The following is a 24424-nucleotide window of genomic DNA, read 5'->3' on the forward strand; positions in this document are numbered from 1 at the left end:
CCTAGCGTCTGCCCGCAACTTCGGCATTCCGCGCCGCACGCGCGGCGAAAACGCTTTGGGCAAGCTGTTGCGTCTCGGCCTCCAGCGCGGTCAGCCCTGCCGTCACCGCCCTGCCGTCATGGGCCTCTACCGCATCCGCGATCTCTTGATGCAGAGCCACGATCCGTGCGCGATCCCGCGCGGTGAAGGTGATCATATTCATCAGGGGCTGCATCGCCTCAACCGCGCCTGCAAGTTGATAACTCAGGACCGGATTGCCCGCACCATCGACCAGCGCCCGGTGAAATGCCACGTCGGAGGCGCAAAAGGCCTCATCCGTCAGTCCCGGCTGCGCCTGCCGGTGAATCTCCGCGCGCATGGTGGCAAGGTGGTCCGCCGTCCGCCGTTCTGCCGATAGCGGGGCGCAGGCGCGTTCCAAGGCGAAGCGTGCCTCGCAAGCGGTCTCAAAACTCACCGCATTCATCGACAGCAGCAGGGTCGATGTGGTGATCTGCTGCGCATAGGCGTCCGGAAAGCTCAGCCGGTTGACGAAAGCCCCCCCCGTGGCCCCGCGCTGCGTGCGGATCAGCGATTGCGCGGCCAGCCGCTTGAGCGCCTCGCGCACCGTGGGGCGGGAAACCTCGAACTGCTCGGCCAGCTCCGCCTCGGAGGGCAGGCGCTGGTCGACGATCAGATGCCCGCCGATGATGGCGTCGCGGATGGCCGTGGCGATCTGGGCCGATAGATCGGCGGGGTTGGTTGGGTCAATTTTCATATGTCTTACAATTAGTGTTTGCGAGGACTTTAATTGTCTGACATTAAATCTACAAGAGCACGCAGGGGAGGGCGGCGATGACCGGGATGGTACGATCAACACTATGGCTGGGGTTTTTCGCCCTAATTCTCGCCGCTTGGTGGATGATGTACAGCATGGCGATGCAGATGGATCTCGATCTGCTGGGCCGCCCCGGAGCCATGGGCGAACGCATGCGGCAGATGGATCCGGGCATGGATATGTATATGCCCATGGCGCGTTTCTTTCCACTGTTCGTGATGTGGGGCGCGATGATGGCGGCGATGATGGTCCCGACCATGGTGCCGACGCTACGCGCTTACGAAGACCTCATGACTTCGGCCAATGGCACGCGCGCGGGTTGGCTGGCGGTGCTTGCAGGCTACCTCGCAGTCTGGCTGATCTTCGCAGCGGGGATCGCGGGTTTGCAACTGTTGCTGCTGCACGGCGGCGTCATCGACATGCTCGGCATCGCCAAATCGCGTTGGACGGCGGCGGCGCTGCTCTTGGCTGTGGGCCTCTTCCAATTTACCCGCGCCAAGGAGATTTGCCACGGCGTCTGCCACTCTCCGATGATGTATTTCATGGGCCATTGGCGCCCCGGCGCCGCGGGCGGTTTTCGCATGGGGCTGGGCCTCGGCGCCTTTTGTACGGGCTGCTGCTGGGGCTTTATGCTTCTGGGCTTTGCCGGCGGGGTCATGAACCTTGCTTGGATGGGGCTGGCCACGCTTTTCATGGTCATCGAAAAACTGCCCCAGATCGGGCATTACGTAACAAAACCAATGGGTTTCGCCCTGATCCTCGGCGCAGGAGCCGTGGCGGGTTGGCCCATGATCACAGGAGGATAGTATGCCAAACAGAGAGATGACACCCGCCAATTGGGCGATCAAGGGCGAGCTTTTCCTGAACTGCTCTTGCGATGTCTTCTGCCCCTGCGTGGTCAGCCTTGGCGCGCATCTGCCGACCGAAGGCCACTGCCATGCATGGATGGGCATCGTGATCGACGAGGGCCATTTCGAGGGGGAGGACTTGGCCGGTCTGAACGTCGGGCTGTTGGTCGACATTCCGGGCCGCATGGGCGAGGGAAATTGGAAGGTCGCCGCCTATGTGGACGACCGCGCGAGCGAGGCGGCCTATGACGGGTTGCTGCAAATCTTCTCAGGCGCTGCGGGTGGCACCACGGGGCTGTTCACCATGTTGGTAAGCGAGATCATCGGCGCCGAACGCGCCCCGGTCGAAATCATTCGCGACGGCAACCGCCGGGTCATCAACATTGGCCGAAAGATCAACGGCGAGATCGAGATGCTGGCCGGGGCCGAACCGGGAGAGCCTGTGACGATCACCAATTCGAAATACTGGATGGGCCCGAATATCGTGGCTGCGCGTGGCGTAAAATCCAAGGTCCGCGACTATGGCCGGGTCTGGGATTTCGGCGGTAAATCGGCTGAGGTCTGCGCGATTGATTGGCAGGGGGCGCGGTGATCACCCCCGCCTATGCCAAGGAGATGGCGCGCTATAATGCTTGGCAAAACAGACAGTTGTCAAATGTCGTTCAGACTTTGGATGAAGCATCGTTAACGCAGGATCGCGGGGCGTTCTTCGGCTCCATCCTCGGCACGCTGAACCATCTTCTGTGGTGCGATCAACTCTGGCTGTCGCGGTTCGAGCCTGCCGCGCCAAAACCGGAAGGCAAAGACACCGAGCTTTGCCGCTCCGGTGACGCCTGGGTTTTGGCGCGAGGGCAATGCGATCATGCCATTTCTGAGTGGGCGTCGGGGCTGGAGCAGTCAAGGCTGGATGGGGATTTAACGTGGCATTCCGGTATCTTGCAGCGCGATGTTTCCAAGCCAATGGCGGGATGTGTGGTGCATTTCTTCAACCACCAAACCCACCACCGCGGCCAAGTGCACGCCATGCTCACCAACGCAGGATGTGACGCGCCGGTAACCGATTTCATCTTTATGCCGGAGGAGGGCTGATGGCCGAACTCTCTCCCTCGCGCCGGATCAGGCGCACGCCATTCTCTGCCGGGGTCGAGGCGGCGGGTGTGAAAGCCTATACGGTCTACAACCGGATGCTGCTGCCCACCGTATTTGAGAGCACCGAGGCGGATTATCACCACTTGAAGAAAGCCGTGCAAGTCTGGGACGTGGCTTGCGAAAGACAGGTTGAACTGCGCGGGCCCGATGCTTCCCGACTGATGCAGATGCTGACGCCCCGTGATCTGCGCAATGTGGCGCCGGGCCGCTGTGTCTATGTGCCAATCGTGGATGAGACGGGTGGTATGCTCAATGATCCTGTGGCGGTGAAACTGGCCGAGGATCGTTGGTGGATTTCCATCGCCGATAGCGATTTATTGTTGTGGGCCAAGGGGATATGCAACGGTTATCATCTTGATGTTTTGGTCGATGAACCGGATGTGAACCTGCTGGCGGTGCAGGGGCCGAAGGCCGAAGATCTAATGGAACGCGTCTTTGGCGCGGCGGTGCGGGAGGTGAAGTTCTTCCGCTTCGGAGAGTTCCAGTTTCAAGGCCGCGCCATGAATGTCGCGCGCTCCGGCTACTCCAAACAGGGCGGCTTTGAGATTTATACCGAAGGGGCCGACATCGCGATGCCACTTTGGGAGGCCCTTTTCGGGGCGGGACGCGATCTGGATGTGCGGGCGGGCTGTCCGAACCTGATTGAGCGGATCGAGGGCGGATTGTTGAGCTATGGCAATGACATGACCGACGACAACACGCCCCACGAATGCGGTCTTGGCAAGCTCTGCGACACGCAGGCGGCGATGGGCTGTATCGGCAGAGACGCGCTGCTGCGGGTGGCGAAAGAGGGGCCGGTGCAACAGATACGTCCCCTAGAGATCGCGGGCGATCCGGTGCCGCTTTGTGATCGTGTCTGGTCCTTGATGGCGGGCGACAAACGCGTGGGGCAGGTGACCTCGGCGGTTTGGTCCCCTGACTTTGGCGTGAATGTCGCCATCGGAATGGTGCGGATGACCCATTGGGACCCGGGCACGCGCTTGCGGGCGCACACCCCCGATGGCGCGCGTGACGTGACCGTACGTGAAAGTTTCTGGGCCTGAGGCCCGGTCGATTGAAACCTGAAAAGGAGATGAAAGATGAGCTTTAATGCGCTGATTGTAAACAAGGATGACGAAGGCAAGACCCAGGCCGAGGTCACCCAGATCACCGAAGACCAACTGCCTGAGGCCGAGGTGACGGTCGCGGTCGAATATTCCACCGTGAACTACAAAGACGGGCTCTGCATCGGGCCGGGTGGTGGCTTGGTCCGCAACTATCCGCATGTGCCGGGCATCGATTTCGCCGGCACGGTCGAGACCTCGAATGACGACCGTTACAAGCCCGGCGACAAGGTGGTGTTGACCGGTTGGCGCGTGGGCGAGGCGCATTGGGGCGGCTATGCGCAAAAGGCGCGGGTCAAGGCCGATTGGCTGGTGCCGCTGCCCGAAGGGTTGGACACGCGTCAAGCGATGGCCGTGGGCACGGCAGGTTTCACCGCGATGCTGGCCGTCATGGCGCTTGAGGATCACGGCATCAAGAAAGGCCCGGTTCTGGTCACGGGTGCTGCGGGGGGCGTCGGCTCCGTCGCCACGGCGATCCTTGCCAACCTCGGCTATGAAGTGGCGGCGGTCACCGGACGGCCCGAGACCGAGGATTACCTCAAGAGCCTCGGCGCGGCCCGGATCGTCGCGCGGGACGAGATCAACGAGACGGTCAAACGCCCCCTTGAGGGCGAGACATGGGGCGGATGCGTCGATGCCGTGGGCGGCGCGATGCTGGCCCGCGTGCTGGGCCAGATGGAGTACGGGGCGAGCGTGGCGGCCGTGGGCCTTGCGGGCGGTGCGGCCCTGCCTGCCACGGTGATCCCCTTCCTGCTGCGCGGCGTGAACCTCTTGGGCATCGACAGCGTCATGCAGCCCTATGACAACCGTCTGCGCGCATGGGAGCGGGTGGCGAAAGACCTGCCGATGGACAAGCTGGAGGCGATGGTTCAACCCGCGGGTCTCAGCGATTTGCCCCAACTCGGGGCCGACATCCTCAAAGGGCAGGTCAAGGGCCGGGTGGTCGTGGACGTAAACGCTTGATATTGCCTCGGCGCGGGGCGGTGTGGTTAATGGTCCGCGCCGCCCCGATCGCCAGAAGGAGAGCATGATGGCCAGCTACGACGACGACAATATCTTTGCCAAGATTCTGCGCAAAGAGATCCCCAGCTTTAAGGTCTATGAGGACGACAAGACCTATTGCTTTATGGACATCATGCCCCGCGCCGAAGGGCATTGTCTGGTGATCCCCAAGTCGCCCTGCCGCAACATGCTCGACGCCAGCCCCGCACAATTGGCGGATTGTCTGGCGACGGTTCAGAAAGTCGCCAATGCCTGCCTACGCGCTTTTGGCGCCGATGGCATCACGGTGCAGCAGTTTAACGAGGCTGCGGGCGGGCAAGAGGTCTTTCACCTCCATTACCACATCCTGCCGCGGCATGAGGGCGACAAGCTGCGCCCGCCCGGTGTCCAAGGCGACATGGACCGGATTCGCGAACAGGCCGATGCGATTGCAGCCGCGCTCGGGACAGGGTAGTCCCCCCAAACTTACGTCGCAGCAGATACCGAAACGGTCGTTTTAGCCAAGTTTCCAAGGGGGCTTGGCCGCAATGGCTTGCCCAATGGTCGCAAGCCTCTATCCTGTTGCGCACGGATGAGAAAAACAGAACGCCGCGTTTTGCGCGGTAATCTGTCATCAAAGAGGGAACAGATTATGAGCGATACCAATTCGCACGGCATCCCCGAGCCTGAGGGCAAGGCGGATGTGATCGATACCGATTATGAGATCGGTCAGGACAATATCGAACGGCAGATCGGGCCGTTCGGGCTGGACATTCACAACCCGGTCTTTCTAATCTCGGGGATCGCGGTCGTGGTCTTCGTGTTCTACACCATCGCATTGCCGGAACAGGCCGCCGCGATCTTCTCGGCCATGTTCAACTTTACCACGAAGAACTTCGACTGGTTCCTGATCGGCTCTGCCGACTTGGTGGTGATCTTTGCACTTTTGCTGATCGTCACGCCCTTTGGCAGTGTCCGCCTTGGCGGCAATGAAGCGGTAGCGGATTATACCTATCTGGGCTGGTTCGCGATGCTTTTCGCGGCGGGCATGGGCATTGGCCTGATGTTCTACGGCGTGTCCGAGCCTTTGACTCACTTCTCCACCTCCATGGGCGAGATCACGACAGAGAACGGCTTGCGCACCGACTGGGCCCCCTTGGGTGCCGCCACGGGTGACGAGGCTGGTTCGCTGCGCCTTGGCATGGCGGCGACGATCTATCACTGGGGTCTGCACCCTTGGGCGATCTACGCCATCGTCGCGCTGGCGCTGGCGTTGTTTACCTATAACAAGGGTCTGCCGCTGACGATCCGCTCGGCCTTTTACCCGGTTCTGGGCGAACGTGTTTGGGGCTGGCCCGGGCATATCATCGACACCATCGCGGTTTTCGCCACGCTCTTTGGTCTGGCCACGTCGCTCGGTCTGGGGGCCACGCAGGCGAACGCGGGTCTAAACGAATTGTTCGGCATCCCAACCGGCACCACCTCCGAAGTCGTGCTGATTTCCTTGATCACCGCCGTGGCGCTGGTCTCGGTTCTGCGCGGCCTTGATGGCGGTGTGAAGGTGCTGAGTGAGATTAACATGGGGCTGGCCGCCTTGCTGGCGCTCTTCACGCTCTTTGTGGGGCCGACGATCTTCTTGCTGTCCTTCTTCTGGGACTCGCTGGTGGCCTATATCGAATACCTGCCCGCACTGGCGAACCCGTTTGGCCGTGAAGACGTGAACTTCTCGCAGGGCTGGACGGCCTTCTACTGGGCATGGTGGATCAGCTGGTCACCCTTCGTCGGCATGTTCATCGCCCGCGTCAGCCGGGGTCGTACCGTGCGGGAATTCGTGATCTGCGTGCTGCTGATCCCCTCGCTGGTCTGCGTGCTCTGGATGTCGATCTTTGGTGGCACCGCGATCCATCAGGTGCTGAACGACGGCTACACCTCGGCCCAAGATGCGGCCCTGCCGTTGCAGCTGTTCAAAATGCTCGACGCGCTGCCGCTGGCTTCGATCACTTCCTTCATCGGCATCGTGCTGGTGGTGGTGTTCTTCGTCACCTCGTCCGACTCCGGGTCGCTTGTGATCGACACGATCACCGCAGGCGGCAAGGTCGATGCGCCGGTGCCGCAGCGGGTGTTCTGGTGCATCTTCGAGGGTGCCGTGGCCATCGCGCTGTTGATCGGCGGGGGCCTCGCGGCGCTGCAATCCATGGTGATTTCCACCGGTTTGCTGTTCACGCTGCTGCTGCTCTTCATGTGCTTCTGCATCTTCCGCGGTCTGCAGGACGAGCGTAAAATCCGCTAACCTGCACAGCCTTTGTAAAACGGATGACGGCGGCCCTTCGGGGTCGCCGTTTTGTTTGGGCGCTTGACCTTGGCCGCGCTGCGGTCAACCTTCGCGCCATGCATATTGATTCCGAATGGGTCCGCGCCCAATTTCCCGCCTTCGCCGAGCCGAGCCTTCAGGGGCAGGCTTTCTTTGAAAACGCCGGTGGGTCTTACACCTGCCGCCAAGTCATCGACCGGCTGCATCGCTTCTACACCCAGCGAAAGGTGCAGCCCTACGGCGCCTATGAGGCCAGCCGCCTTGGTGGGGAGGAGATGGACGAAGCCCGCACCCGCATGGCCGCGATCCTTGACGTGACGCCGGAGGAGCTGAGCTTTGGCCCCTCCACCACGCAGAACACCTATGTGCTGGCGCAGGCTTTCGGCCAGATGATGCAGCCCGGTGAGGCGATCGTCGTGACCAATCAGGACCATGAGGCCAATACCGGCCCGTGGCGCCGGCTGGCCGAGCGGGGGATCGAGATCCGCGAATGGCAGATCGACCCTGACACCGGGCATCTCGATCCGGCAAAGCTCGAAGACCTCTTGGACGAGAATGTCCGGCTGGTCTGCTTCCCGCATTGCTCAAACGTGGTGGGCGAGATCAACCCGGTGACCGAGATCACGGCGCTGGCCCATGCCGCCGGTGCTTTCGTCTGCGTCGATGGCGTCTCCTATGCGCCGCATGGCTTTGCCGATGTCGGGGTGTTGGGGCCAGATATCTACCTCTTTTCGGCTTACAAGACCTTCGGGCCACATCAGGGTGTTATGGTCATCCGCCGGGCGCTCACCGAACTGCTGCCGAACCAAGCGCATCACTTCAACGGGGACGTGCTTTACAAACGTTTCACCCCCGCCGGGCCGGATCACGCGCAGATCGCAGCCAGCGCGGGCATGGCGGATTATATCGATGCTTTCCACGCCCACCATATCGGCGGCACTGCCGGGGCCACGGCGCGCGGTGTTGCTGTGCATGACGCGATGCGCGCCCATGAGACGGCTTTGCTGCAACCGCTGTTGGATGCCATGGCGGCGCGCAACTCGGTGCGGGTCATCGGCCCCACCGATGCGGCGACCCGCGCGCCCACGGTGGCATTGGCGCTTGATCGACCGGGGGGCGAGATGGCGCAGGCACTAGCCGCGCGCGGCATCATGGCAGGGGGTGGCACCTTCTACGCAGGCCGGGCGCTTGGTGCGATGGGGGTAGATGAGGCCAAAGGCGTGCTCCGCCTCAGTTTCACCCATTACACGACGCAGGATGAAATGGACAAGCTGCTGAACGCGCTGGATGATCTGCTCTGATCCTTGACCCGGGCGCAGGGGCGCTATGTTTCGGGACAAGTGCAGGAGCAAGACCCCCAACGTGAGCGACAATTCCCCGATTATCATGTGGTTCCGCCGCGATCTGCGGCTGAGCGACCATCCCGCCCTGACGGCGGCCTGCCAGTCGGGCCGCCCGGTCATCCCGCTGTTCATCCGCGACGCACAATCAGAGGCTTTGGGCGCGGCGCCGAAATTCCGCCTCGGGCTGGCCTTGGGCTGCCTTGGGGAGACTTTGGCCGAGAAGGGCAGTCGCCTGATCCTGCGTCGCGGCGATGCGCTTGAGGTGCTGCGCGAGGTGATCGAAACAACCGGCGCGGGGGCAGTCTGTTGGAGCCGCCTTTACGATCCCGCCGCGATCGACCGCGACGCCAAGGTCAAAGAGGCGCTGAAGGACGATGGGGTCGAAGCCTGTAGCTTTGCCGGGCATCTGATGTTCGAGCCTTGGACGGTTGAGACCAAAACCGGCGGCTTTTACAAAGTCTTCACCCCCTATTGGAAGGCGGTCCGGGGCCGCGATGTGGCGGCCCCCTTGGCCACTCCGAGCGACATCCCAGCCCCGCCAAACTGGCCCGAGAGCGCCGCGCTCGACGATTGGCAAATGGACGCCGAGATGCAGCGCGGGCGCGATGTGGTGCGCCCATATGTGCGTCTGGGGGAGGCCGCGGCACAGGCTCGGCTAGGTTCTTTCATGGCCCATATCGTTGAAGGCTACGACGAAAGCCGCGACATGCCGGGCGAAGATGGCACCTCGGCCCTGTCGGAAAACCTGTCGCTGGGTGAGATCAGCCCGGCCCAGTGTTGGCACGCGGGCCAGCGGGCGATGCAGGAGGGCAAGCGCGGGGCTGAGACTTTCCTCAAGGAACTCGCCTGGCGCGAGTTTGCCTATCACCTCATGTATCACACGCCGCGCATCCTTGACCAAAACTGGCGCGAGGAATGGCAGGCCTTCCCATGGAATGAGGACGAGCGCCGCGCCGAGGTGCTGGCATGGAAACAGGGGCGCACCGGGGTGCCTTTCGTCGATGCGGCCATGCGCGAGTTGCAGGTCACGGGGCGCATGCACAACCGGGGCCGCATGATCGTGGCGAGCTATCTGACGAAACATTTGATGTGTCATTGGCGGATCGGGCAAAAGTGGTTCGAAGAACATCTGATCGACTGGGATCCGGCCAATAACGCGATGGGCTGGCAGTGGGCCGCAGGGTCCGGCCCCGATGCGACGCCGTTCTTTCGCATTTTCAACCCCGAGACCCAGCTTGATCGGTTCGACAAGGGGCGCGACTACACCCGCCGTTGGATCGCCGAGGGGCGCGTGAAACCGCGTGACGAGGCGCTGGCCTATTTCGACGCGATCCCACGCCGCTGGGGCCTAAGCCCAGAGGATGATTACCCCGATCCGATCGTCGATCTGTCAGAGGGGCGGGAACGGGCGCTCGATGCCTATCGCAACCGCGACTTTTAACTTTTTGCGAAACAGCAGCCTGCGGTTACAGTAGGCGTCAAGAACAAGAACGGAACCGAGGTATGAAGCTTACGACCACCGAGGGGCAGAAAGGTCTGCCGCGCTATTTCCCGCAGGTCTTCGCCATGGCGCAGGAAATGCAGCATGGGCGGGTGGACTTTGTCCTGCCTGATGGCCGCGTGTTCCGCGCCGAAGGGGCCAAGCCCGGCCCGGTGGCAGAACTGCACATCCATAACGATGACCTTTTCGCACGGTTGATCCGCGAGGGCGACCTGGGCTTTTGCGACGCCTATCTGGACGAGTGGTGGTCGACGCCGGACCTGCAAGCCTTCATGGATTTGGTTCATGCGGGGAATGAGACGGTCTATGACGGTTTCCCCGGCCAAGGGCTGCTGCGTCAGTTCGAAAAGTTCCGCTTCTGGCTCCAGCGCAACAACCGCAAACAGGCCAAACGCAACATCAGCTATCACTACGATCTGGGCAATGCGTTCTACAGCCTCTGGCTGGATGATACGATGACCTATTCTTCGGCCATTTTCGAGGGCGACGCCCAGCAATCGCTGGAGGCCGCGCAGCGGGCGAAATACAAGTCCATGGTCGATCAGATGGGTGTGCAGCCCGGCGATCATGTCTTGGAAATCGGCTGCGGCTGGGGCGGTTTTGCGGAATATGCCGCAGCCGAACGCGGGCTGAAGGTGACCGCGCTGACCATCAGCCAAGAGCAGTTCAACTACGCACAAGAGCGCATTGCCAAGGCGGGCCTCTCAGACCGCGTGACCTTCAAACTGCAAGACTACCGCGATGAGACCGAGAGCTATGACGGCATCGCCAGCATCGAGATGTTCGAGGCGGTGGGCGAGAAATACTGGCCGGTCTATTTCGACACGCTGCACCAGCGCCTGAAACCGGGCCGCGCCGCGACCTTGCAGATCATCACCGTCGCCGACCGCCGTTGGGAGGTCTATAAACGCGGGGTGGATTTCATCCAAAAATACATATTCCCAGGCGGCATGTTGCCCAGCCCCACGATCCTGCGGGAGCAGGTGGAGCGTGCAGGGCTGGTGGTCGACCGGTCGATCGAATTTGGCAAAAGCTATGACATCACCCTGCGCCGTTGGCATGAGACCTTTAACGAGAAATGGGATCAGATCACCGCGCTTGGCTTTGACGAACGCTTTCGCCGGATGTGGAATTTTTACCTCACTTCCTGTGCCGCGACATTTGACAGTGGCAATTGCGACGTGACGCAGATTACGGTACGGCGACCTGTGTGACCGCCCCTGCGGTCCGCCCCCGCAAGGAGCCGAAAAATGCCGACTGGTGCACGACTTATGGCGGCGATCTCACTCGCCGTGCTGGCCTTTGTCCTGTCGGGCATGGTGGTGCCACTGATGCCGGAAAGCACGGATTTCGGGTATTTCCTGCCGCTTAACGTGGTGTTGGGCCTCATCGTGGGCTGGCGCGTGATGGGTCGGCGCGCGGGCCGGGGCATCGTGGCTGCGATCAACAACGGTTTTGCCGGTGTCTTTGTGCTGATGCTCTGGGCGATCTTTTTGCAGGCGGCGAATGAAATGGTCCGGCTGGCGCTGCGCAACCGCTATGACGATCCCTTCGAGGCCATCGTCGCCGTGTTTCAGATCGGCGCGGAATTCGGCCTGATGATCGCCACCGTGCCCATCGGCGTGGCACTTGTTGTCGGCGGCGTGATCGCGGGGCTTTTGACCGAATTTGCTTATAACCGTTGGCCCTGACCCCCATGCGACATCTCTTTATTTACGGCACCCTGCGGCATCTGCCGCTGTTGGAAATTGTGCTTGGCCGCTCCGCCGAGGCGATAGACCTCAGCCTCGCCAATCTTCCCAGCTACCAAGTCTCTGCCGCCGCCGAAGGCCCGTTTCCCACGATTGAGACGCGCGATGGCGCGCAGGCCGAGGGCTTGCTGGTGCGGGGCCTGAGCGCGGATGATTTCGCGCGGCTCGATTTCTATGAAGGCGCGTTCGACTATGATTTGGTGCCGGTGACACTGGCAGACGGGCAGGGGGCCGAGGTCTATCTGCCCCAGCCCGGGCGCTGGACCGCGCAGGGGCCATGGTCCTTGCCTGAGTGGGAGCGTGATTGGGCCGCGCTTTCCTGTCATGCCGCGCGCGAAGTGATGAGCTATATGGGCAAGCGCCCGCGGGCCGAGGTCGATGCGATGTTCCCGATGATCCGCCGCCGAGCCCATCAGCAGGTGCTGGCGGCGCAGGGCATGCATGATCCGCTAGCGCTCGATGGCAAGGTCGAGGTGACCGACCGCCGCCGCGTTTACGCGAACTTCTTCGCCCTTGATGAAATCTCGCTGCGACATGAGACATTTGACGGCAGCATGTCGGCGCAGATCGACCGCGCGGTTTTTGTCAGCGCGGATGCAGCTTTGGTGCTGCCCTATGACCCGCTGCGCGACCGCGTGCTGCTGGTCGAGCAAATCCGCATGGGCCCGCTGGCGCGCGGCGATCATACCCGCTGGCAGTTGGAACCCATCGCGGGCCATATCGACCCCGGCGAAACGCCGCAGGCCGCCGCCCGGCGCGAAGCGCGTGAGGAGGCGGGGATCACCTTGGGCGCCTTGGAGCCGGTCGGAAACGTCTATGCCTCTCCCGGCAATGCGACCGAGTTCTTTCACATTTTCGTGGGATTGGCAGATTTGCCGGATCATATCATCGGCACGGGCGGTTTGGCCACGGAGGGTGAGGATATCCGGTCCCATCTGATGTCCTTCGATAATTTGATGGCCTTGGCGGATGCGCAGGCGCTGGCCAATGCGCCGCTGGTGGCAAGCGCCTATTGGCTCGCCCACCACCGCGAACGCTTGAGGTCCGAAGACACGACAGCTAAACCGGACGGAACATGAACTGGGGGCATACATGCAGGTTGCTAAAGATCTGGCCAAGGCCATTGGAAACACACCGCTGATCCGACTGCGCGGCGCGAGCGAAGAGACCGGCTGCGAAATCTTGGGCAAGGCGGAGTTCATGAACCCCGGCCAATCGGTCAAGGACCGCGCGGCGCTGTTCATCATCCGCGACGCCATCGCACGGGGTGAATTGAAGCCCGGCGGCACCATCGTCGAAGGTACTGCTGGCAACACCGGCATCGGGCTCGCGCTGGTCGGCGCGTCGATGGGTTTCAAAACCGTCATCGTCATCCCCGAGACCCAGTCGCAGGAAAAGAAAGACATGCTGCGGCTGGCCGGTGCGGAATTGGTGCAGGTGCCGGCCGCACCCTACAAGAACCCCAATAACTTCGTCCGCTATTCCGAGCGTTTGGCCAAGGAACTGGCCAAGACCACGCCCGAGGGGGTGATCTGGGCCAACCAATTCGACAATACCGCCAACCGTCAGGCGCATATCGAAACCACTGGCCCCGAGATCTGGGAACAAACCGGCGGCAATGTCGATGGCTTCTGCTGCGCTGTCGGCTCGGGCGGGACGCTCGTTGGTGTGGCTATAGCGCTACAACCCAAAGGCGTGAAGATCGCGCTGGCCGATCCTGATGGCGCGGCGCTGCACAGCTACTATACCGAGGGCGAGTTGAAGTCCGAAGGCAGCTCCATCGCCGAAGGCATCGGGCAGGGGCGGATCACTGCGAACCTCGAAGGGTTCAAGCCCGATTATTCCTACAATATCTCCGACGAAGAGGCGCTGCCGGTCGTCTTTGACCTGCTGGAGAATGAGGGGCTCTGCCTTGGTGCCTCCTCGGGCGTCAATGTCGCCGGGGCCATGCGTCTGGCGAAAGAGATGGGGCCGGGCCATACCATCGTGACCGTGCTGTGTGACTTCGGCACGCGCTATCAATCCAAACTCTTCAACCCGGAGTTCCTGCGCGAGAAGGGGCTGCCGACGCCCGCATGGCTTGATGCCGCGCCGCAATCCATCCCAGGTGTTTTCGAGGATACATGACCCAAATGCTCCGCTTCGCCCTTGGCCTTACCGCGTTGCTGGTCTGGCTGACCGGCGCTGCTGTCGCACAGGAACCGGCTCTGCCGGATTTCGATCAATGGGAAACCGTCGCCTCTTCGGCTGAAGAGGCGATTGACGCGCCCGAGACCACCGAAACCATGCTGGAGGTGCAGCGCGCCCGGCTGGTGGATTACCGCGCCGAATTCGATGCGGCGCGCAACCTGAACGCGGCGCGGATCAGCGCGCTGCGCGAACAATTGGCCGCGCTTGGTACCCCGCCGGAGGGCGAGGGGGCCGAGCCGGAATCGCCCGAAGTCGCCGCCAACCGTGAAGAGTTGAACCGACAGCTCAACACCCTGCTGACCCCGGTTCAGCGGGCCGAAGCGGCATATCTGCGCGCCGATGCGCTGATCGGGCAGATCGACGTGGCCCTGCGCGAACGCCAGACCGAGCAGTTGATGGAGGTAGTGCCCACGCCGCTCAACCCCGTCCATTGGCGCACCGCGGTTGACGATCTGGCCACCGCCGCTGGCGAAATTGCCGCCGAAGCCCCAGACGATGCCGATACGGCGCGGCGCAGCCTGCGTTCCTCTCTCCCTGCGGTTCTGGCCCTCACCATTCTGGGCTTGGTGCTGATCTTCCGCGGCCACCATTGGTCGACCGCGATTGTGGGTCGGCTTCAGCAATTCGGCGCGCGCGGCTTTGGCATTTGGCGCTTTGTCGTGTCTCTTTTGCGGATCATCCTGCCCACGGTCGGTCTGGTTTTGCTGGCCATGGCCGTCTTGGCAACCGATTGGCTCGGCCCGCGCGGCTCGACCCTTGTGCAGCTGATCCCGGTGATCGGCGGCGCGATGCTGGGTGTTCGCTGGGTCGCCGAACGGGTGTTCTCGCGCGATGAGGACGAGGCGCTGATCCTGCTGCCCGCGGCTGAGCGCAAAGCGGTTCGTTTCTACGTCAGCATCATCACCGTCACCGTCATCCTTGGCGCCATCATCACCGCCATTTTCGACGGCCAGCAACCGGCGGAAACCACCGAGGCCGTACTGCGCCTGCCGGTGATGCTGCTGAGCGCTTTTGCCCTGTTCCGCATCGGGAAAATCCTGCGCGGTTACAGCGATCCGGTGGCGGAAGACGTCTCCGCCGCCGAAGAGCCGCGGACCTCGACCCTGAACCGTGTCGTGCGTGGGCTTGGCCTAGGCGCCATGATCGTGGCCGTGGTAGCGCCCCTTTTGCTAATCAGTGGCTATTACAACGCCGCCGTTTCGCTGCTGCCGCCCTATGTCACCACGCTGGTGCTGCTGGGGCTGGTCATGACGCTGCAACGCTTCTTGGCCGATGTTTACGGTGCGATGACCGGGCAGGGGGTGCAGGCGCGCGATGCGCTGATGCCGGTGTTCTTTGGCCTGATCCTGCTCCTGCTGTCGCTGCCCGTGATGGCGCTGGCATGGGGCGCGCGGGTCACCGACCTGACTGAGCTTTGGGCGCTGTTCAGCCGTGGCTTCGCCTTTGGCGAGACGCGGATCCGTCCTACAGATTTCCTCTCCTTCGCGGTGATCTTCGTGATCGGCTATGCCGTCACCCGTCTGATTCAAGGCGCGCTGCGCAGCAACGTCCTGCCCAAGACGCGGATGGACATCGGCGGGCAGAACGCCATCGTTTCGGGGATTGGCTATGTGGGGATTTTCCTCGCCGCGCTGCTCGCCATCACCGGGGCGGGAATCGACCTTTCTGCGCTGGCCTATGTTGCCGGGGCACTCTCGGTCGGTATCGGTTTCGGCCTGCAAAACGTGGTGTCGAACTTCGTCTCCGGCATCATCCTGTTGATCGAACGTCCGATCTCCGAGGGGGATTGGATCGAGGTGGGTGGCCAGATGGGCTATGTGCGCGACATCTCGGTGCGCTCCACAAGGATCGAGACCTTCGACCGCACCGATGTGATCGTGCCCAACGCCGATCTAATCAGCGGCACGGTCACCAACTACACCCGCGGCAATACCGTGGGCCGCCTCATCGTGCCCGTGGGCGTGGCTTACGGCACCGACACCAAACGGATCGAAGGCATCCTGCAAGAGATCGCCGAGGCGCAGCCCATCGTCCTGACCAACCCGCCGCCCGCGGTCTTGTTCTTGAACTTCGGCGCCGATGCGCTGGAGTTCGAGGTGCGCTGCTACCTGCGGGACGTGAATTGGATGATGAAGGTCAAGAACGACATCAACCACGCCATCGCCGCGCGTTTCAAAGAGGAAGGGATCGAAATTCCTTTTGCCCAACGCGACCTATGGCTGCGCAACCCTGAGACGTTGAAGGCCGAAGCACCGAAAATAGAAGATGACGCAAAGCCGGAGCCGCAGGCATGACGGGCGAGCTGTACCGGACCGAGACCTACCTGCGCGACGCCCCGGCCCGCGTGGCGGCCCATACGCCCGAAGGTGGGGTGATCTTGGACAATTCCCTGTTCTACCCCACGGGCGGCGGCCAGCCGGGCGACAGCGGGTGGCTGACGTGGGACAAGCAAGAGCTTACCATCGCGACCACGGTGCGCGACCGCGACAGCGGCGGCATCGCGCTGGTTCCGGCGGAACCGCGTCCTTTGCCGCCGGTGGGCGCTTTCGTGAAACAGGAACTCGATTGGGACCGCCGTCACAAGCACATGCGCGTCCATACGGCGCTGCACCTTCTGTCGGTCGTGATCCCGCATCCGGTCACGGGGGGGCAGATTTCGGCCACCCATGGGCGGCTCGATTTCAACATGCCCGATGCGCCGCAGGATCGCGAGGAACTAGAGGAAGCGCTGAACCACTTCGTCTCCCTCGATACGCGGGTGAGCGAGGACTGGATCACCGAAGCCGAATTGGACGCCGCGCCTGAGCTCATCAAAACCATGTCCGTCGCCCCGCCGCGCGGACGGGGGGACATTCGCCTGATCCGCATCGGAGAGGCGCAGGACCCCATCGATCTACAGCCCTGCGGCGGCACCCATGTCGCCCGCACCGGCGAGATCGGCGGGCTTCGCCTTGGAAAGATTGAGAAAAAGGGCCGTTTGAACCGCCGGGTCTATGTTCATCTGGGCGGTTAGATAAATTTATCGTCTCTGGGGGGAATTCGCTCTTGCAACTCACTGCCCCCCCAAGCTAAACCCCGCCTCAACGGAGCGGTGGCCGAGTGGTCGAAGGCGCACGCCTGGAAAGTGTGTAGGCGGGAGACCGTCTCCAGGGTTCGAATCCCTGTCGCTCCGCCATTTTCCCTTTTTTTGCAGAAAGAAGCTGTTGCCCGTGGGGCCATGCGGCGGCGTATGTAGAAAAGCCCGGCACCTTTCGGGCCGGGCTCTCTCAGGTCTATCTATGACAGTTTAGCGGGAGTCGTTGCCCGCGCCGTAACCACCATAGGCGAAACCTTCGCCCAAGCTGCTCACGGGGCCGCTGGTCGAGAAGGTGGCGACCGGCGCACTCTCGTCCGAGAATGTTTCCAAGCGCAGGTCAGCGGCGCGCTCATTAGGGCGGGTTTCACCGGCATCCGCGGCATGGACGACATCAGCCGTGACAGACGTGTCCAAGCGCAGGTCTTCGTAGCGCGTCGATTGGCCTGCGAAGCTTGCGGTGGCGATCAAAGTGGCGGCGGCGGTTGCGATAAAGAGTTTCATTGTTCTAGTCCTTTCAGGTTTGGGAAAGGGCGTCGGCTTTCTCGCTCTGGGGAGAGGCGGGGAGGTCGGGAGGCCCGTTCGATACAATGATATTAAGACGCAGTGAGGGGCGGTTACAAAGCAACTCGGATCACGGCCCAGTGTTAGAGCGAGACCCGGCGCGATCAGATCGTAACAAATTGCCATAGCCTCATAAGATACTGTTCTTAATAAGTTATCCCTGCGTCGCGGGCCGGGGCCCATGACGCTAGTCGGCCCCGCGAAGAGCGTTCAAGACCTGTTACACAGACGTCGCAGAAACGTGTGTGCCGCCGCCGCAAGCAAACCTCTTTGGCCCGTGTGAAATGTTTCAATCCTACTGGTCGACCGAGAGGCACAAAAAAGCCCGAAGCGGATATTCTCCGCTCCGGGCTGCTTGATGTGGCCGAAAGAAAACTCAGCCGATGGGTTCGTAAAGCACCACGCGGGTGTTCATCGGCACGCGGTTATAGAGCTCGGCCATCTGATCGTTCACCAGACGGGCACAGCCGTTCGAGACGCGTTTGCCCAATGTGCTGGGGTCATTGGTGCCATGGATGCGCAAGAAGGTATCGCCGCGCTCCTCGGTGAAGAGATAGAGGGCACGCGACCCCAGCGGATTGTCCAAACCGCCTTCCATACCATCGGCGTATTTCTTGTATTTCTCCGGCTCGCGGTCGATCATACCCGGGGTTGGGGTCCAGCTCGGCCATTCCTTTTTGGCACCGACGTAGAACTCACCGGATTCATAAAGACCAGGGCGGCCCACGCCCACGGTATAGCGCCACGCCATATTGTCGGGCAGAGTCCAGTAGAGCGCGAAATTGTCGGGATCGACGTGGATTTCATAGGGCGGCGCGCCCGCCGCGATCGGCACTTTGCGCGGCATCATCTCTGGCGGCACGTCATAGCTCGGCATTTCCTTGGGCGGGTGCGCCAGTGCGGGCGTGGCAAGGATACCGCCGAATGCGGCACCGCTGGCGGCTACACCGGTGATGAAATGTCGTCTCTTCATTGCGTCGTTCCCCTATTCTTCAATCTCGTGTTGAAAGGGAAACCGTTTCAGCGCCTTGCCGTTCCATCGCGCGGGCCGGATCACAAACTGTTGTAGCCAACCGGCAGCGTGTCAAACCGACAGCCTGTCGATCACGCCCTGCGCCCAACGGTCGGCGGATTGGCCAAAGCAATCGTGCAGGGAATCCACCGCCGTCACGCTGCCGAGCGCCAGCCGCCCCAGCAGGCAAAGGCCCGGCACGGGGCGTCCGTCAACGGCGCGCAGCGTCCCGTCAGGTGCGGTCGCTGCGGCCAGATCGGATGACAGCGGGGAGAGCAAACCTTGGGAGATGAGATCGGGCAGGGGCGGTGCTGCGATGCTCGAGAGGTTCGGCGCAGGCAGCACCGCGTCGACGATGACCGACACCTCCGCCGCGTGCCCCTCCACCTGCAATGTCCAGCCTTGCGCGCTATTCGTGATCTCTGGATTGGTGGCGAAGGACAGGTCGACCAGCCCCGCGTCGATCAGCGCCAAAAGCTCTCGTGCGGAGGCGAGGGGTGGGCCGTAGGAATATCGTTTCAATCCCTCATCGAAGTCTATCAGCCGCTTGGCTGTCTGGGGCGACGCGCCGCGCGGGTTGAATGCCGCACGCCATGTGTCTTGCCATTTGCGCCAAACCTGCCCGAGCGCGTAGCCAATACTCGGCGCGACCTCTCCGGCGGCCAGTTCTATCCCGTGACGCAGCGCCTTCATGGGGGGCAACTGGTCCTGCGCGCCGGGGTCTGACCATTCCACCTCTAACCAGTTCGCGATTTCCGCCGCCCGCACATTCTGGGGCGCGAGGATGCGCGCGACCACGGGCAGGAGGGCGTCAGAGATCAACGAAGGCGCCGCTTCGCGTGCCGCACTGACCGCAGCCGTGGCGGCTTTTGAGAAACCTGCGGTCTCTTCCGATGTGGGATTGAACAGCGCGTTGAAAGCGGCAGCCTGTGGCTTGGGGAAGGGGGGTTGCCCGTTGAGCGAGAAGGGCAGAATGCGGCAGGGCTCCCGGCCCGAGGCATGATAACCCGCCGCATCGAAGCGCCCGCCCTGCGCCATGGTCAGACCGCGCAACACGTCATAGGTCGACAGCCCCAAGCCCCGGATCGCGACGTGCTTGCCCCGCCATGCCGCCGCCCTCGGGCGCAGATCTGCAGCCGGATAGGCCTGCGCGACTTCCGCCTCGCGCTGCGCCGCGTGCTCTTCCCAATCGGCCCACTGCGCGTCCGGCTCGACAGGGGGCTGCCCGAGGGTGAGGAGCACTTCGTCATATAGCGCCTCCGACCCGCTTTCCGATTGCACACGCCAGCCTGCCCCCTCGGGCGAGATGCGGGCCACAGCGGCGGGGATCACCCTGCAAGTCACGCCAGTTTTCGTAAAACCCCGGGCAAAAAGATCGTCCCGCCGCGCCATAAGGTAGCGGCCTATTTCGGCGCGGGAGGGGAAACTGTCGGGATGGACTGGGCGGTCTTGCCACTCCGCGAAATGCCCGACCCGCGACCCCTTTGGCGGGCGGATCGCGATGTCGCGGTTAGGGATATTAAGCAGACAATAGGCGGGCTCGGAGGGGGCGAAGTTCGGACCCGTGCCGGGATGGGGGCCGGGTTCATAGATGTCGATCTGTATCCGCCCTTCGGTCCCCGTAAGCCGTTGCGACAGAGCCTCCAACGCGCCAAGGCCGCGCGGCCCGAAACCGATCACCGCAATGCGCGCCGTCTTTATCTGCATCTCTCTCCCCGGCATGTGTTTGGCGCGACCGTAGAGCCGTACCACGGCCAGCGAAAGCCCACCGGCGACAAAATCGGGCAACAAAAAAGGCACCCGAAGGCGCCCTTAACAATTCACTCATCCCGCCCGAGAGGCTGCGATCAGCCGCCCCAGCTGCGCACTGTGCCGCAGTCCATATGGGTGAAGTTGGAGCCGGAGTAGCGCCCGACACCGCCACCGCGACAAGCCATCGCCGCGCGGGCCACCTGATGCACCGAGCGCGAGGCAAGGCGCAGGTCAGCGGCCTGACCTTTGAGGTGCAGCGAATTCTTGGCGACACCGCTAGAACGGGAGCGCAGCATCGCGTTGGTTTTCGGGCTGCGGTAGCCGGAGAGGAGCATATAGGGCTCGTTCACATCCAGCAGATTGTGCGACGCGGCCATGATATCGATGGTGCGCAGGTCCATGTTGATGACATCGTCAGTCCGCCAGTCGCGCATGAAGTGGTTGATCTCGGCAAAGGCGTCTTTGATATAGTGGCCTTCGATCCAATAGATCATGTCCAACCGCTCACCGGTGCGGCCCGAATACATGCGGATGCGGCGAATGTCGCCTGCGCCCCGCAGAAAGCCTGCTGCGTTCGAGAAGGTGGGAGCTGCTGCAACGGTGGTTGCTGCGAATGCGCCGAGAAGGGCGCGTCGGGTCATCCCCGAGGAGCTTTTGCCTGTCATGTGTCTCTGTCCCGTCGTCTGCCAAAGTTACCCAAGATGTTACATGGGCCATTCATCTCATCCCCAGATGCAACATTGTTATTGCATAGCGGGAAAACCTGACCAAGGGCTGAATCGGAATGGTTCCCGAGTGGTTCAAATTTAGGCAAGTTTTTGCGCAATGCGATTAAAAAACCCAATGTTTGCAGGGGCAACCGATGCGCGATCCGCACAGGCCATCACGCGTTTTTCCTGCGAACGGAAATTTGAATGGACTTGCGCGTAGTATTATTGGCAAACCGGGCAGGCAATAGGGTCGCGCGGCGGCAATGGTATATTCACGGGGTACGACATGGGTTTCAGCGCGACTTATTCACGGCAACTGTCCAAATTTATCGCAGGGTTTGCCCTGTTGATTTCGGCACTGGTCCTTGCCGCGCCTGCCACGGCGCAGGTCACCGCTTTCAAACAAGCCGTCGCCGAAGCTGCTGCCCAAGACGATGACATCGCCGCCTTCTATCGTGAGAACGATTATACCGCGATCTGGACAGGGGCCGCCGAAGAGCACCGCGCGCGCCGGTCGGAACTGATGCGGGCGATCACCACGGCGGATGATCATGGCCTGCCGGTCACCCGCTACAACCCCGATGCCGTCTTGGAGATGCTGCGCACGGCCAAGACCCCGCGTGATCGGGGATTCGCCGAGGTGGAGTTGAGCCGCGTGTTCCTACGCTATGCCCGCGACGTGCAGACCGGTGTGCTGATCCCCAAACGGATCATCAGCCAGATCGTGCGCGAAATTCCGTACCGTGACCGGAAGAGCTATCTGCAAGACCTGCCCAAATCCACGCCTGCCGCTTATTTCCGCGCCCTGCCGCCGCGCAGCCTTGAGTATAACGCGCTGCTGAAAGAGAAGATCGCGATGGAAAAACTGCTGTCGCAGGGCGGCTGGGGGCCCTCGGTGCCCGCGGGCAAGCTTGAGCCGGGCGATACCGGAAATGACGTGATTGCCCTGCGCAACCGCCTGATCGCCATGGGCTTTCTGGAGCGGTCCAATGCCGTGGGCTATGACGCCAGCCTGACCGAAGCCGTGCGCCAGTTCCAAGAGGCCCACGGGCTGAACACCGATGGCGTCGCCGGTCCGGCCACGATGAAGCAGATCAACATCGGCGTCGAGCAGCGGCTGCAATCGGTCATGGTCGCACTTGAGCGTGAGCGTTGGTTCAACACCGACCGCGGCAAACGCCATATCCTTGTGAACATCCCCGATTTCTCGGCCAAGATCATCGACGATGGCAAGATCACCTTCCAGACCCGCTCGGTCGTGGGGGCCGCTCGCGAGGACCGCCCGACGCCCGAATTCTCGGACGTGATGGAGCATATGGTGGTCAATCCCAGCTGGTATGTGCCGCGGTCAATCGTCACTGGGGAATACCTGCCGCAGCTCAAGCGCAACCCCTATGCCGTGGGCCATATCGAGATTACCGACAGCCGGGGCCGCAAGGTGAACCGCGGCGCGGTGAACTTCAACCGCTATACCGCGCGGAGCTTCCCCTTCGCCATGCGCCAACCGCCCAGCAAGACCAATGCCTTGGGTCTGGTGAAGTTCATGTTCCCCAACAAATACAACATCTACCTGCATGACACCCCGGCCAAGAGCCTGTTTGCCCGCGATGTGCGTGCCTTTAGCCATGGCTGCGTGCGTCTGGCCGAACCGTTTGAGTTCGCCTATGCGCTGCTGGCGCCGCAATCGGCGGATCCCGAAGGCGAGTTCCAAGCCATTCTGCGCAGCGGACGCGAGACGCGCGTCGTCCTCGAAGAGCAGGTGCCGGTGCATCTGATCTACCGCACCGCCGTGACCAACGCCCGCGGCCATACCGAATACCGCGATGACGTCTATGGCCGGGATGCACTGATCTGGAACGCGCTCTCCAAGGCGGGGGTGGCCTTGCGCGGCGTTCAGGGGTAACTCTCGGGCGCGCAACAAGTAAGGGCCGCCCGAAATGACCTATAGTGTTCAGCAAATCGCCAAAGCCGTCGGCGCCAGCGCCGAGGGCGACATCGAACTCATGGTCAGCGGCGTGGCCGAACCGGCCAGCGCGAAACATGGCGAAATGGCGCTGGCGATGGACCCGCGCTATGCCAGCAGCCTTTCCGATGGCGCCGCCGAAGTGGCGATGCTTTGGGAGGGAGCCGACTGGCGCGCTCTGGGCCTCAAGGCTGCGATCCTGCCCAACCGCCCGCGCTATGCGCTTTCCGGCGTGACGCGGATGCTCGACAAGGGGCAGGGGTTCAAGCCGGGCATCCATCCTACAGCCGTGATCGACCCCGAGGCCGTGCTGGGCGAGGGCGTCTCGGTCGGCCCCTTGGCGGTGATCTCTGCCGGGGCGCGGATCGGCGCGGGCAGCGTCATCGGGCCGCTGTGTTTTGTCGGCGTGGATGCGACATTGGGCGATGGCTGTTTTCTGCGCGAACATGTCAGCATCGGCGCGCGGGTCACCATCGGATCGGGTTTCATCGCGCAGTCGGGCGTGCGCTTGGGCGGCGACGGTTTCTCTTTCGTCACGGCTGAGCTGTCCACCGTGGAAAGCGCGCGGCAAACGCTCGGCGATCAGGGCGATGCCGCCCCGCAGCCTTGGACCCGTATCCATTCGCTTGGCGCTGTGACCATCGGCGCGGATGTCGAAATGGGCATGGGTTCCACCATCGACAACGGCACCATTCGCGACACGCAGGTCGGCGACGGCACGAAAATCGACAACCTCGTGCATATCGGCCACAACGCGGTGATCGGCAAAAACTGCCTGCTCTGCGGACAGGCAGGCGTGGGCGGCTCGACCCGCGTGGGCGACAATGTGGTGCTCGGCGGGCAGGTCGGTCTGGCCGACAACATCACCATCGGCGACCGGGTGATCGCGGGCGGGGGGACCATTGTGCTCTCCAACGTGCCCGAGGGGCGCACCATGTTGGGCTACCCCGCCACCCAAATGAGCAAGCAGACCGAAATCTATAAAGCGCTGCGCCGTTTGCCCAAGCTGCTGCGTGATGTCGCGGCCCTGCAAAAGGTGGTTTCCAAAGCCGACAAGGCTGACTAAACCTGCCGCGGACATATGTTGGGGGACGCCGCATGAGCACTCAGGATCAGGTCATTACCATCCTCGCCGAACAGGCCATGATAGAGCCGGAGGATGTCACGCTCGACAGCACGCTTGAAGACCTCGGGATCGACAGCATGGGGGTTGTGGAATGCATCTTCGCGATTGAAGAGACATTCGACATCAACGTGCCTTTCAACGCCAACAGCCCCAGCGAAAGCGATTTCGACATCTCGACCGTGCGCAGCATCGTCGCCGGGGTGGAACGGCTGCAAGCCGAACAGAGCTAAGCG

23 protein-coding genes and 1 tRNA gene are annotated in these 24424 nt (G+C 62.4%); 19 read left to right on the forward strand and 5 right to left on the reverse strand.

The features are described 5' to 3' along the window. Window position 1: 1 nt before the first annotated feature. Window positions 2-754, reverse strand: a complete 753-nt coding sequence (locus tag ACGYLO_RS15775) for a FadR/GntR family transcriptional regulator (RefSeq protein ID WP_271687244.1) — start codon at window positions 752-754, stop codon at window positions 2-4. 77 nt (window positions 755-831) lie between these two features. On the opposite strand from ACGYLO_RS15775, the gene ACGYLO_RS15780 reads away from it, so the two are divergent. From ACGYLO_RS15780 to ACGYLO_RS15855, 16 genes are all read left to right on the forward strand, one after another. Continuing rightward, window positions 832-1620 (forward strand): DUF2182 domain-containing protein, encoded by a 789-nt coding sequence (locus ACGYLO_RS15780; RefSeq protein WP_271687245.1) that lies wholly within the window; start codon window positions 832-834, stop codon window positions 1618-1620. A gap of 1 nt (window position 1621) precedes the next feature. After that, window positions 1622-2254 carry a DUF1326 domain-containing protein gene (locus tag ACGYLO_RS15785; RefSeq protein ID WP_271687246.1) on the forward strand — a complete coding sequence of 211 codons (633 nt, stop codon included), beginning with the start codon at window positions 1622-1624 and terminating at the stop codon, window positions 2252-2254. Then, a complete protein-coding gene (locus ACGYLO_RS15790) occupies window positions 2251-2751 on the forward strand; it encodes a DinB family protein (RefSeq protein WP_271687247.1) in 501 nt (166 codons plus the stop codon). The genes ACGYLO_RS15785 and ACGYLO_RS15790 overlap by 4 nt, the downstream gene beginning before the upstream one ends. Further along, window positions 2751-3854 carry a dimethylsulfoniopropionate demethylase gene (locus ACGYLO_RS15795; protein ID WP_271687248.1) on the forward strand — a complete coding sequence of 368 codons (1104 nt, stop codon included), beginning with the start codon at window positions 2751-2753 and terminating at the stop codon, window positions 3852-3854. Before ACGYLO_RS15790 ends, ACGYLO_RS15795 begins: the two co-directional genes overlap by 1 nt. Window positions 3855-3890: 36 nt before the next feature. Continuing rightward, window positions 3891-4877: an acryloyl-CoA reductase gene (gene acuI, locus ACGYLO_RS15800; protein ID WP_271687249.1), complete on the forward strand. Its 987-nt coding sequence runs from the start codon at window positions 3891-3893 to the stop codon at window positions 4875-4877. A 67-nt stretch (window positions 4878-4944) separates the two neighbouring features. Next, entirely contained in the window at window positions 4945-5370 is a 426-nt protein-coding gene (locus ACGYLO_RS15805; RefSeq protein WP_067266693.1) for an HIT family protein, read from the forward strand. A gap of 177 nt (window positions 5371-5547) precedes the next feature. Next, complete coding sequence (locus ACGYLO_RS15810; RefSeq protein WP_276154402.1) at window positions 5548-7185, forward strand: BCCT family transporter; 1638 nt, start codon at window positions 5548-5550, stop codon at window positions 7183-7185. 98 nt (window positions 7186-7283) lie between these two features. Further along, window positions 7284-8507, forward strand: a complete 1224-nt coding sequence (locus tag ACGYLO_RS15815; protein WP_271687251.1) for an aminotransferase class V-fold PLP-dependent enzyme — start codon at window positions 7284-7286, stop codon at window positions 8505-8507. Window positions 8508-8568: 61 nt separating this feature from the next. After that, a complete protein-coding gene (locus ACGYLO_RS15820) occupies window positions 8569-9990 on the forward strand; it encodes a deoxyribodipyrimidine photo-lyase (protein ID WP_271687252.1) in 1422 nt (473 codons plus the stop codon). 62 nt (window positions 9991-10052) lie between these two features. Then, a complete protein-coding gene (locus ACGYLO_RS15825) occupies window positions 10053-11264 on the forward strand; it encodes a cyclopropane-fatty-acyl-phospholipid synthase family protein (protein ID WP_271687253.1) in 1212 nt (403 codons plus the stop codon). A gap of 36 nt (window positions 11265-11300) precedes the next feature. Then, a complete protein-coding gene (locus tag ACGYLO_RS15830; RefSeq protein WP_271687254.1) occupies window positions 11301-11741 on the forward strand; it encodes a TrgA family protein in 441 nt (146 codons plus the stop codon). A gap of 5 nt (window positions 11742-11746) precedes the next feature. Continuing rightward, window positions 11747-12880 carry an NUDIX domain-containing protein gene (locus ACGYLO_RS15835; RefSeq protein ID WP_271687255.1) on the forward strand — a complete coding sequence of 378 codons (1134 nt, stop codon included), beginning with the start codon at window positions 11747-11749 and terminating at the stop codon, window positions 12878-12880. A gap of 13 nt (window positions 12881-12893) precedes the next feature. Further along, the gene (locus ACGYLO_RS15840) at window positions 12894-13928 is read left to right on the forward strand and encodes a cysteine synthase A (RefSeq protein ID WP_394376869.1); all 1035 of its coding nucleotides are present in this window, start codon (window positions 12894-12896) and stop codon (window positions 13926-13928) included. Further along, window positions 13925-16285 (forward strand): DUF3772 domain-containing protein, encoded by a 2361-nt coding sequence (locus ACGYLO_RS15845; RefSeq protein ID WP_271687257.1) that lies wholly within the window; start codon window positions 13925-13927, stop codon window positions 16283-16285. Before ACGYLO_RS15840 ends, ACGYLO_RS15845 begins: the two co-directional genes overlap by 4 nt. Beyond that, window positions 16282-17004: an alanyl-tRNA editing protein gene (locus ACGYLO_RS15850; protein ID WP_271687258.1), complete on the forward strand. Its 723-nt coding sequence runs from the start codon at window positions 16282-16284 to the stop codon at window positions 17002-17004. Before ACGYLO_RS15845 ends, ACGYLO_RS15850 begins: the two co-directional genes overlap by 4 nt. A 72-nt stretch (window positions 17005-17076) precedes the next feature. Then, window positions 17077-17166: transfer RNA gene (locus ACGYLO_RS15855), tRNA-Ser, on the forward strand. Window positions 17167-17277: 111 nt separating this feature from the next. On the opposite strand, the gene ACGYLO_RS15860 is transcribed toward ACGYLO_RS15855, so the two are convergent. The 4 genes from ACGYLO_RS15860 to ACGYLO_RS15875 all read right to left on the reverse strand — a co-directional run bounded on the left by ACGYLO_RS15860 (window position 17278) and on the right by ACGYLO_RS15875 (window position 21057). Next, window positions 17278-17568 carry a hypothetical protein gene (locus ACGYLO_RS15860; RefSeq protein WP_271687259.1) on the reverse strand — a complete coding sequence of 97 codons (291 nt, stop codon included), beginning with the start codon at window positions 17566-17568 and terminating at the stop codon, window positions 17278-17280. 436 nt (window positions 17569-18004) lie between these two features. Further along, complete coding sequence (locus ACGYLO_RS15865; protein WP_271687260.1) at window positions 18005-18601, reverse strand: L,D-transpeptidase; 597 nt, start codon at window positions 18599-18601, stop codon at window positions 18005-18007. Window positions 18602-18712: 111 nt separating this feature from the next. Continuing rightward, complete coding sequence (locus ACGYLO_RS15870; protein ID WP_271687261.1) at window positions 18713-20440, reverse strand: FAD/NAD(P)-binding protein; 1728 nt, start codon at window positions 20438-20440, stop codon at window positions 18713-18715. A 47-nt stretch (window positions 20441-20487) separates the two neighbouring features. Further along, the gene (locus ACGYLO_RS15875) at window positions 20488-21057 is read right to left on the reverse strand and encodes a DUF882 domain-containing protein (RefSeq protein WP_067267369.1); all 570 of its coding nucleotides are present in this window, start codon (window positions 21055-21057) and stop codon (window positions 20488-20490) included. A gap of 331 nt (window positions 21058-21388) precedes the next feature. On the opposite strand from ACGYLO_RS15875, the gene ACGYLO_RS15880 reads away from it, so the two are divergent. From ACGYLO_RS15880 to ACGYLO_RS15890, 3 genes are read left to right on the forward strand one after another with little or no spacing between them, the layout of a single operon-like run. Next, window positions 21389-23005, forward strand: coding sequence for a murein L,D-transpeptidase (locus ACGYLO_RS15880; protein WP_271687262.1), 1617 nt, complete (start codon window positions 21389-21391; stop codon window positions 23003-23005). A 34-nt stretch (window positions 23006-23039) separates the two neighbouring features. Beyond that, window positions 23040-24131, forward strand: coding sequence for a UDP-3-O-(3-hydroxymyristoyl)glucosamine N-acyltransferase (lpxD, locus tag ACGYLO_RS15885; RefSeq protein WP_276154401.1), 1092 nt, complete (start codon window positions 23040-23042; stop codon window positions 24129-24131). 32 nt (window positions 24132-24163) lie between these two features. Then, complete coding sequence (locus ACGYLO_RS15890) at window positions 24164-24421, forward strand: acyl carrier protein (protein ID WP_209217782.1); 258 nt, start codon at window positions 24164-24166, stop codon at window positions 24419-24421. Window positions 24422-24424 lie beyond the last annotated feature (3 nt).

The sequence above is a fragment of the Sulfitobacter sp. 1A13353 genome (genome assembly GCF_043557255.1).
Classification (GTDB): domain Bacteria; phylum Pseudomonadota; class Alphaproteobacteria; order Rhodobacterales; family Rhodobacteraceae; genus Sulfitobacter; species Sulfitobacter faviae.

Bases quoted from the DNA above. Each gene is read 5' to 3' on its own strand.
- ACGYLO_RS15845 (WP_271687257.1), top strand. From the start codon at position 13,925: ATGACCCAAATGCTCCGCTTCGCCCTTGGCCTTACCGCGTTGCTGGTC.
- ACGYLO_RS15795 (WP_271687248.1), top strand. From the start codon at position 2,751: ATGGCCGAACTCTCTCCCTCGCGCCGGATCAGGCGCACGCCATTCTCT.
- lpxD (WP_276154401.1), top strand. From the start codon at position 23,040: ATGACCTATAGTGTTCAGCAAATCGCCAAAGCCGTCGGCGCCAGCGCC.
- ACGYLO_RS15815 (WP_271687251.1), top strand. From the start codon at position 7,284: ATGCATATTGATTCCGAATGGGTCCGCGCCCAATTTCCCGCCTTCGCC.
- ACGYLO_RS15860 (WP_271687259.1), bottom strand. From the start codon at position 17,568: ATGAAACTCTTTATCGCAACCGCCGCCGCCACTTTGATCGCCACCGCA.
- ACGYLO_RS15810 (WP_276154402.1), top strand. From the start codon at position 5,548: ATGAGCGATACCAATTCGCACGGCATCCCCGAGCCTGAGGGCAAGGCG.
- ACGYLO_RS15850 (WP_271687258.1), top strand. From the start codon at position 16,282: ATGACGGGCGAGCTGTACCGGACCGAGACCTACCTGCGCGACGCCCCG.
- ACGYLO_RS15775 (WP_271687244.1), bottom strand. From the start codon at position 754: ATGAAAATTGACCCAACCAACCCCGCCGATCTATCGGCCCAGATCGCC.
- ACGYLO_RS15805 (WP_067266693.1), top strand. From the start codon at position 4,945: ATGGCCAGCTACGACGACGACAATATCTTTGCCAAGATTCTGCGCAAA.
- ACGYLO_RS15865 (WP_271687260.1), bottom strand. From the start codon at position 18,601: ATGAAGAGACGACATTTCATCACCGGTGTAGCCGCCAGCGGTGCCGCA.
- ACGYLO_RS15890 (WP_209217782.1), top strand. From the start codon at position 24,164: ATGAGCACTCAGGATCAGGTCATTACCATCCTCGCCGAACAGGCCATG.
- acuI (WP_271687249.1), top strand. From the start codon at position 3,891: ATGAGCTTTAATGCGCTGATTGTAAACAAGGATGACGAAGGCAAGACC.
- ACGYLO_RS15875 (WP_067267369.1), bottom strand. From the start codon at position 21,057: ATGACAGGCAAAAGCTCCTCGGGGATGACCCGACGCGCCCTTCTCGGC.
- ACGYLO_RS15880 (WP_271687262.1), top strand. From the start codon at position 21,389: ATGGGTTTCAGCGCGACTTATTCACGGCAACTGTCCAAATTTATCGCA.
- ACGYLO_RS15840 (WP_394376869.1), top strand. From the start codon at position 12,894: ATGCAGGTTGCTAAAGATCTGGCCAAGGCCATTGGAAACACACCGCTG.
- ACGYLO_RS15785 (WP_271687246.1), top strand. From the start codon at position 1,622: ATGCCAAACAGAGAGATGACACCCGCCAATTGGGCGATCAAGGGCGAG.
- ACGYLO_RS15830 (WP_271687254.1), top strand. From the start codon at position 11,301: ATGCCGACTGGTGCACGACTTATGGCGGCGATCTCACTCGCCGTGCTG.
- ACGYLO_RS15825 (WP_271687253.1), top strand. From the start codon at position 10,053: ATGAAGCTTACGACCACCGAGGGGCAGAAAGGTCTGCCGCGCTATTTC.
- ACGYLO_RS15780 (WP_271687245.1), top strand. From the start codon at position 832: ATGACCGGGATGGTACGATCAACACTATGGCTGGGGTTTTTCGCCCTA.
- ACGYLO_RS15835 (WP_271687255.1), top strand. From the start codon at position 11,747: ATGCGACATCTCTTTATTTACGGCACCCTGCGGCATCTGCCGCTGTTG.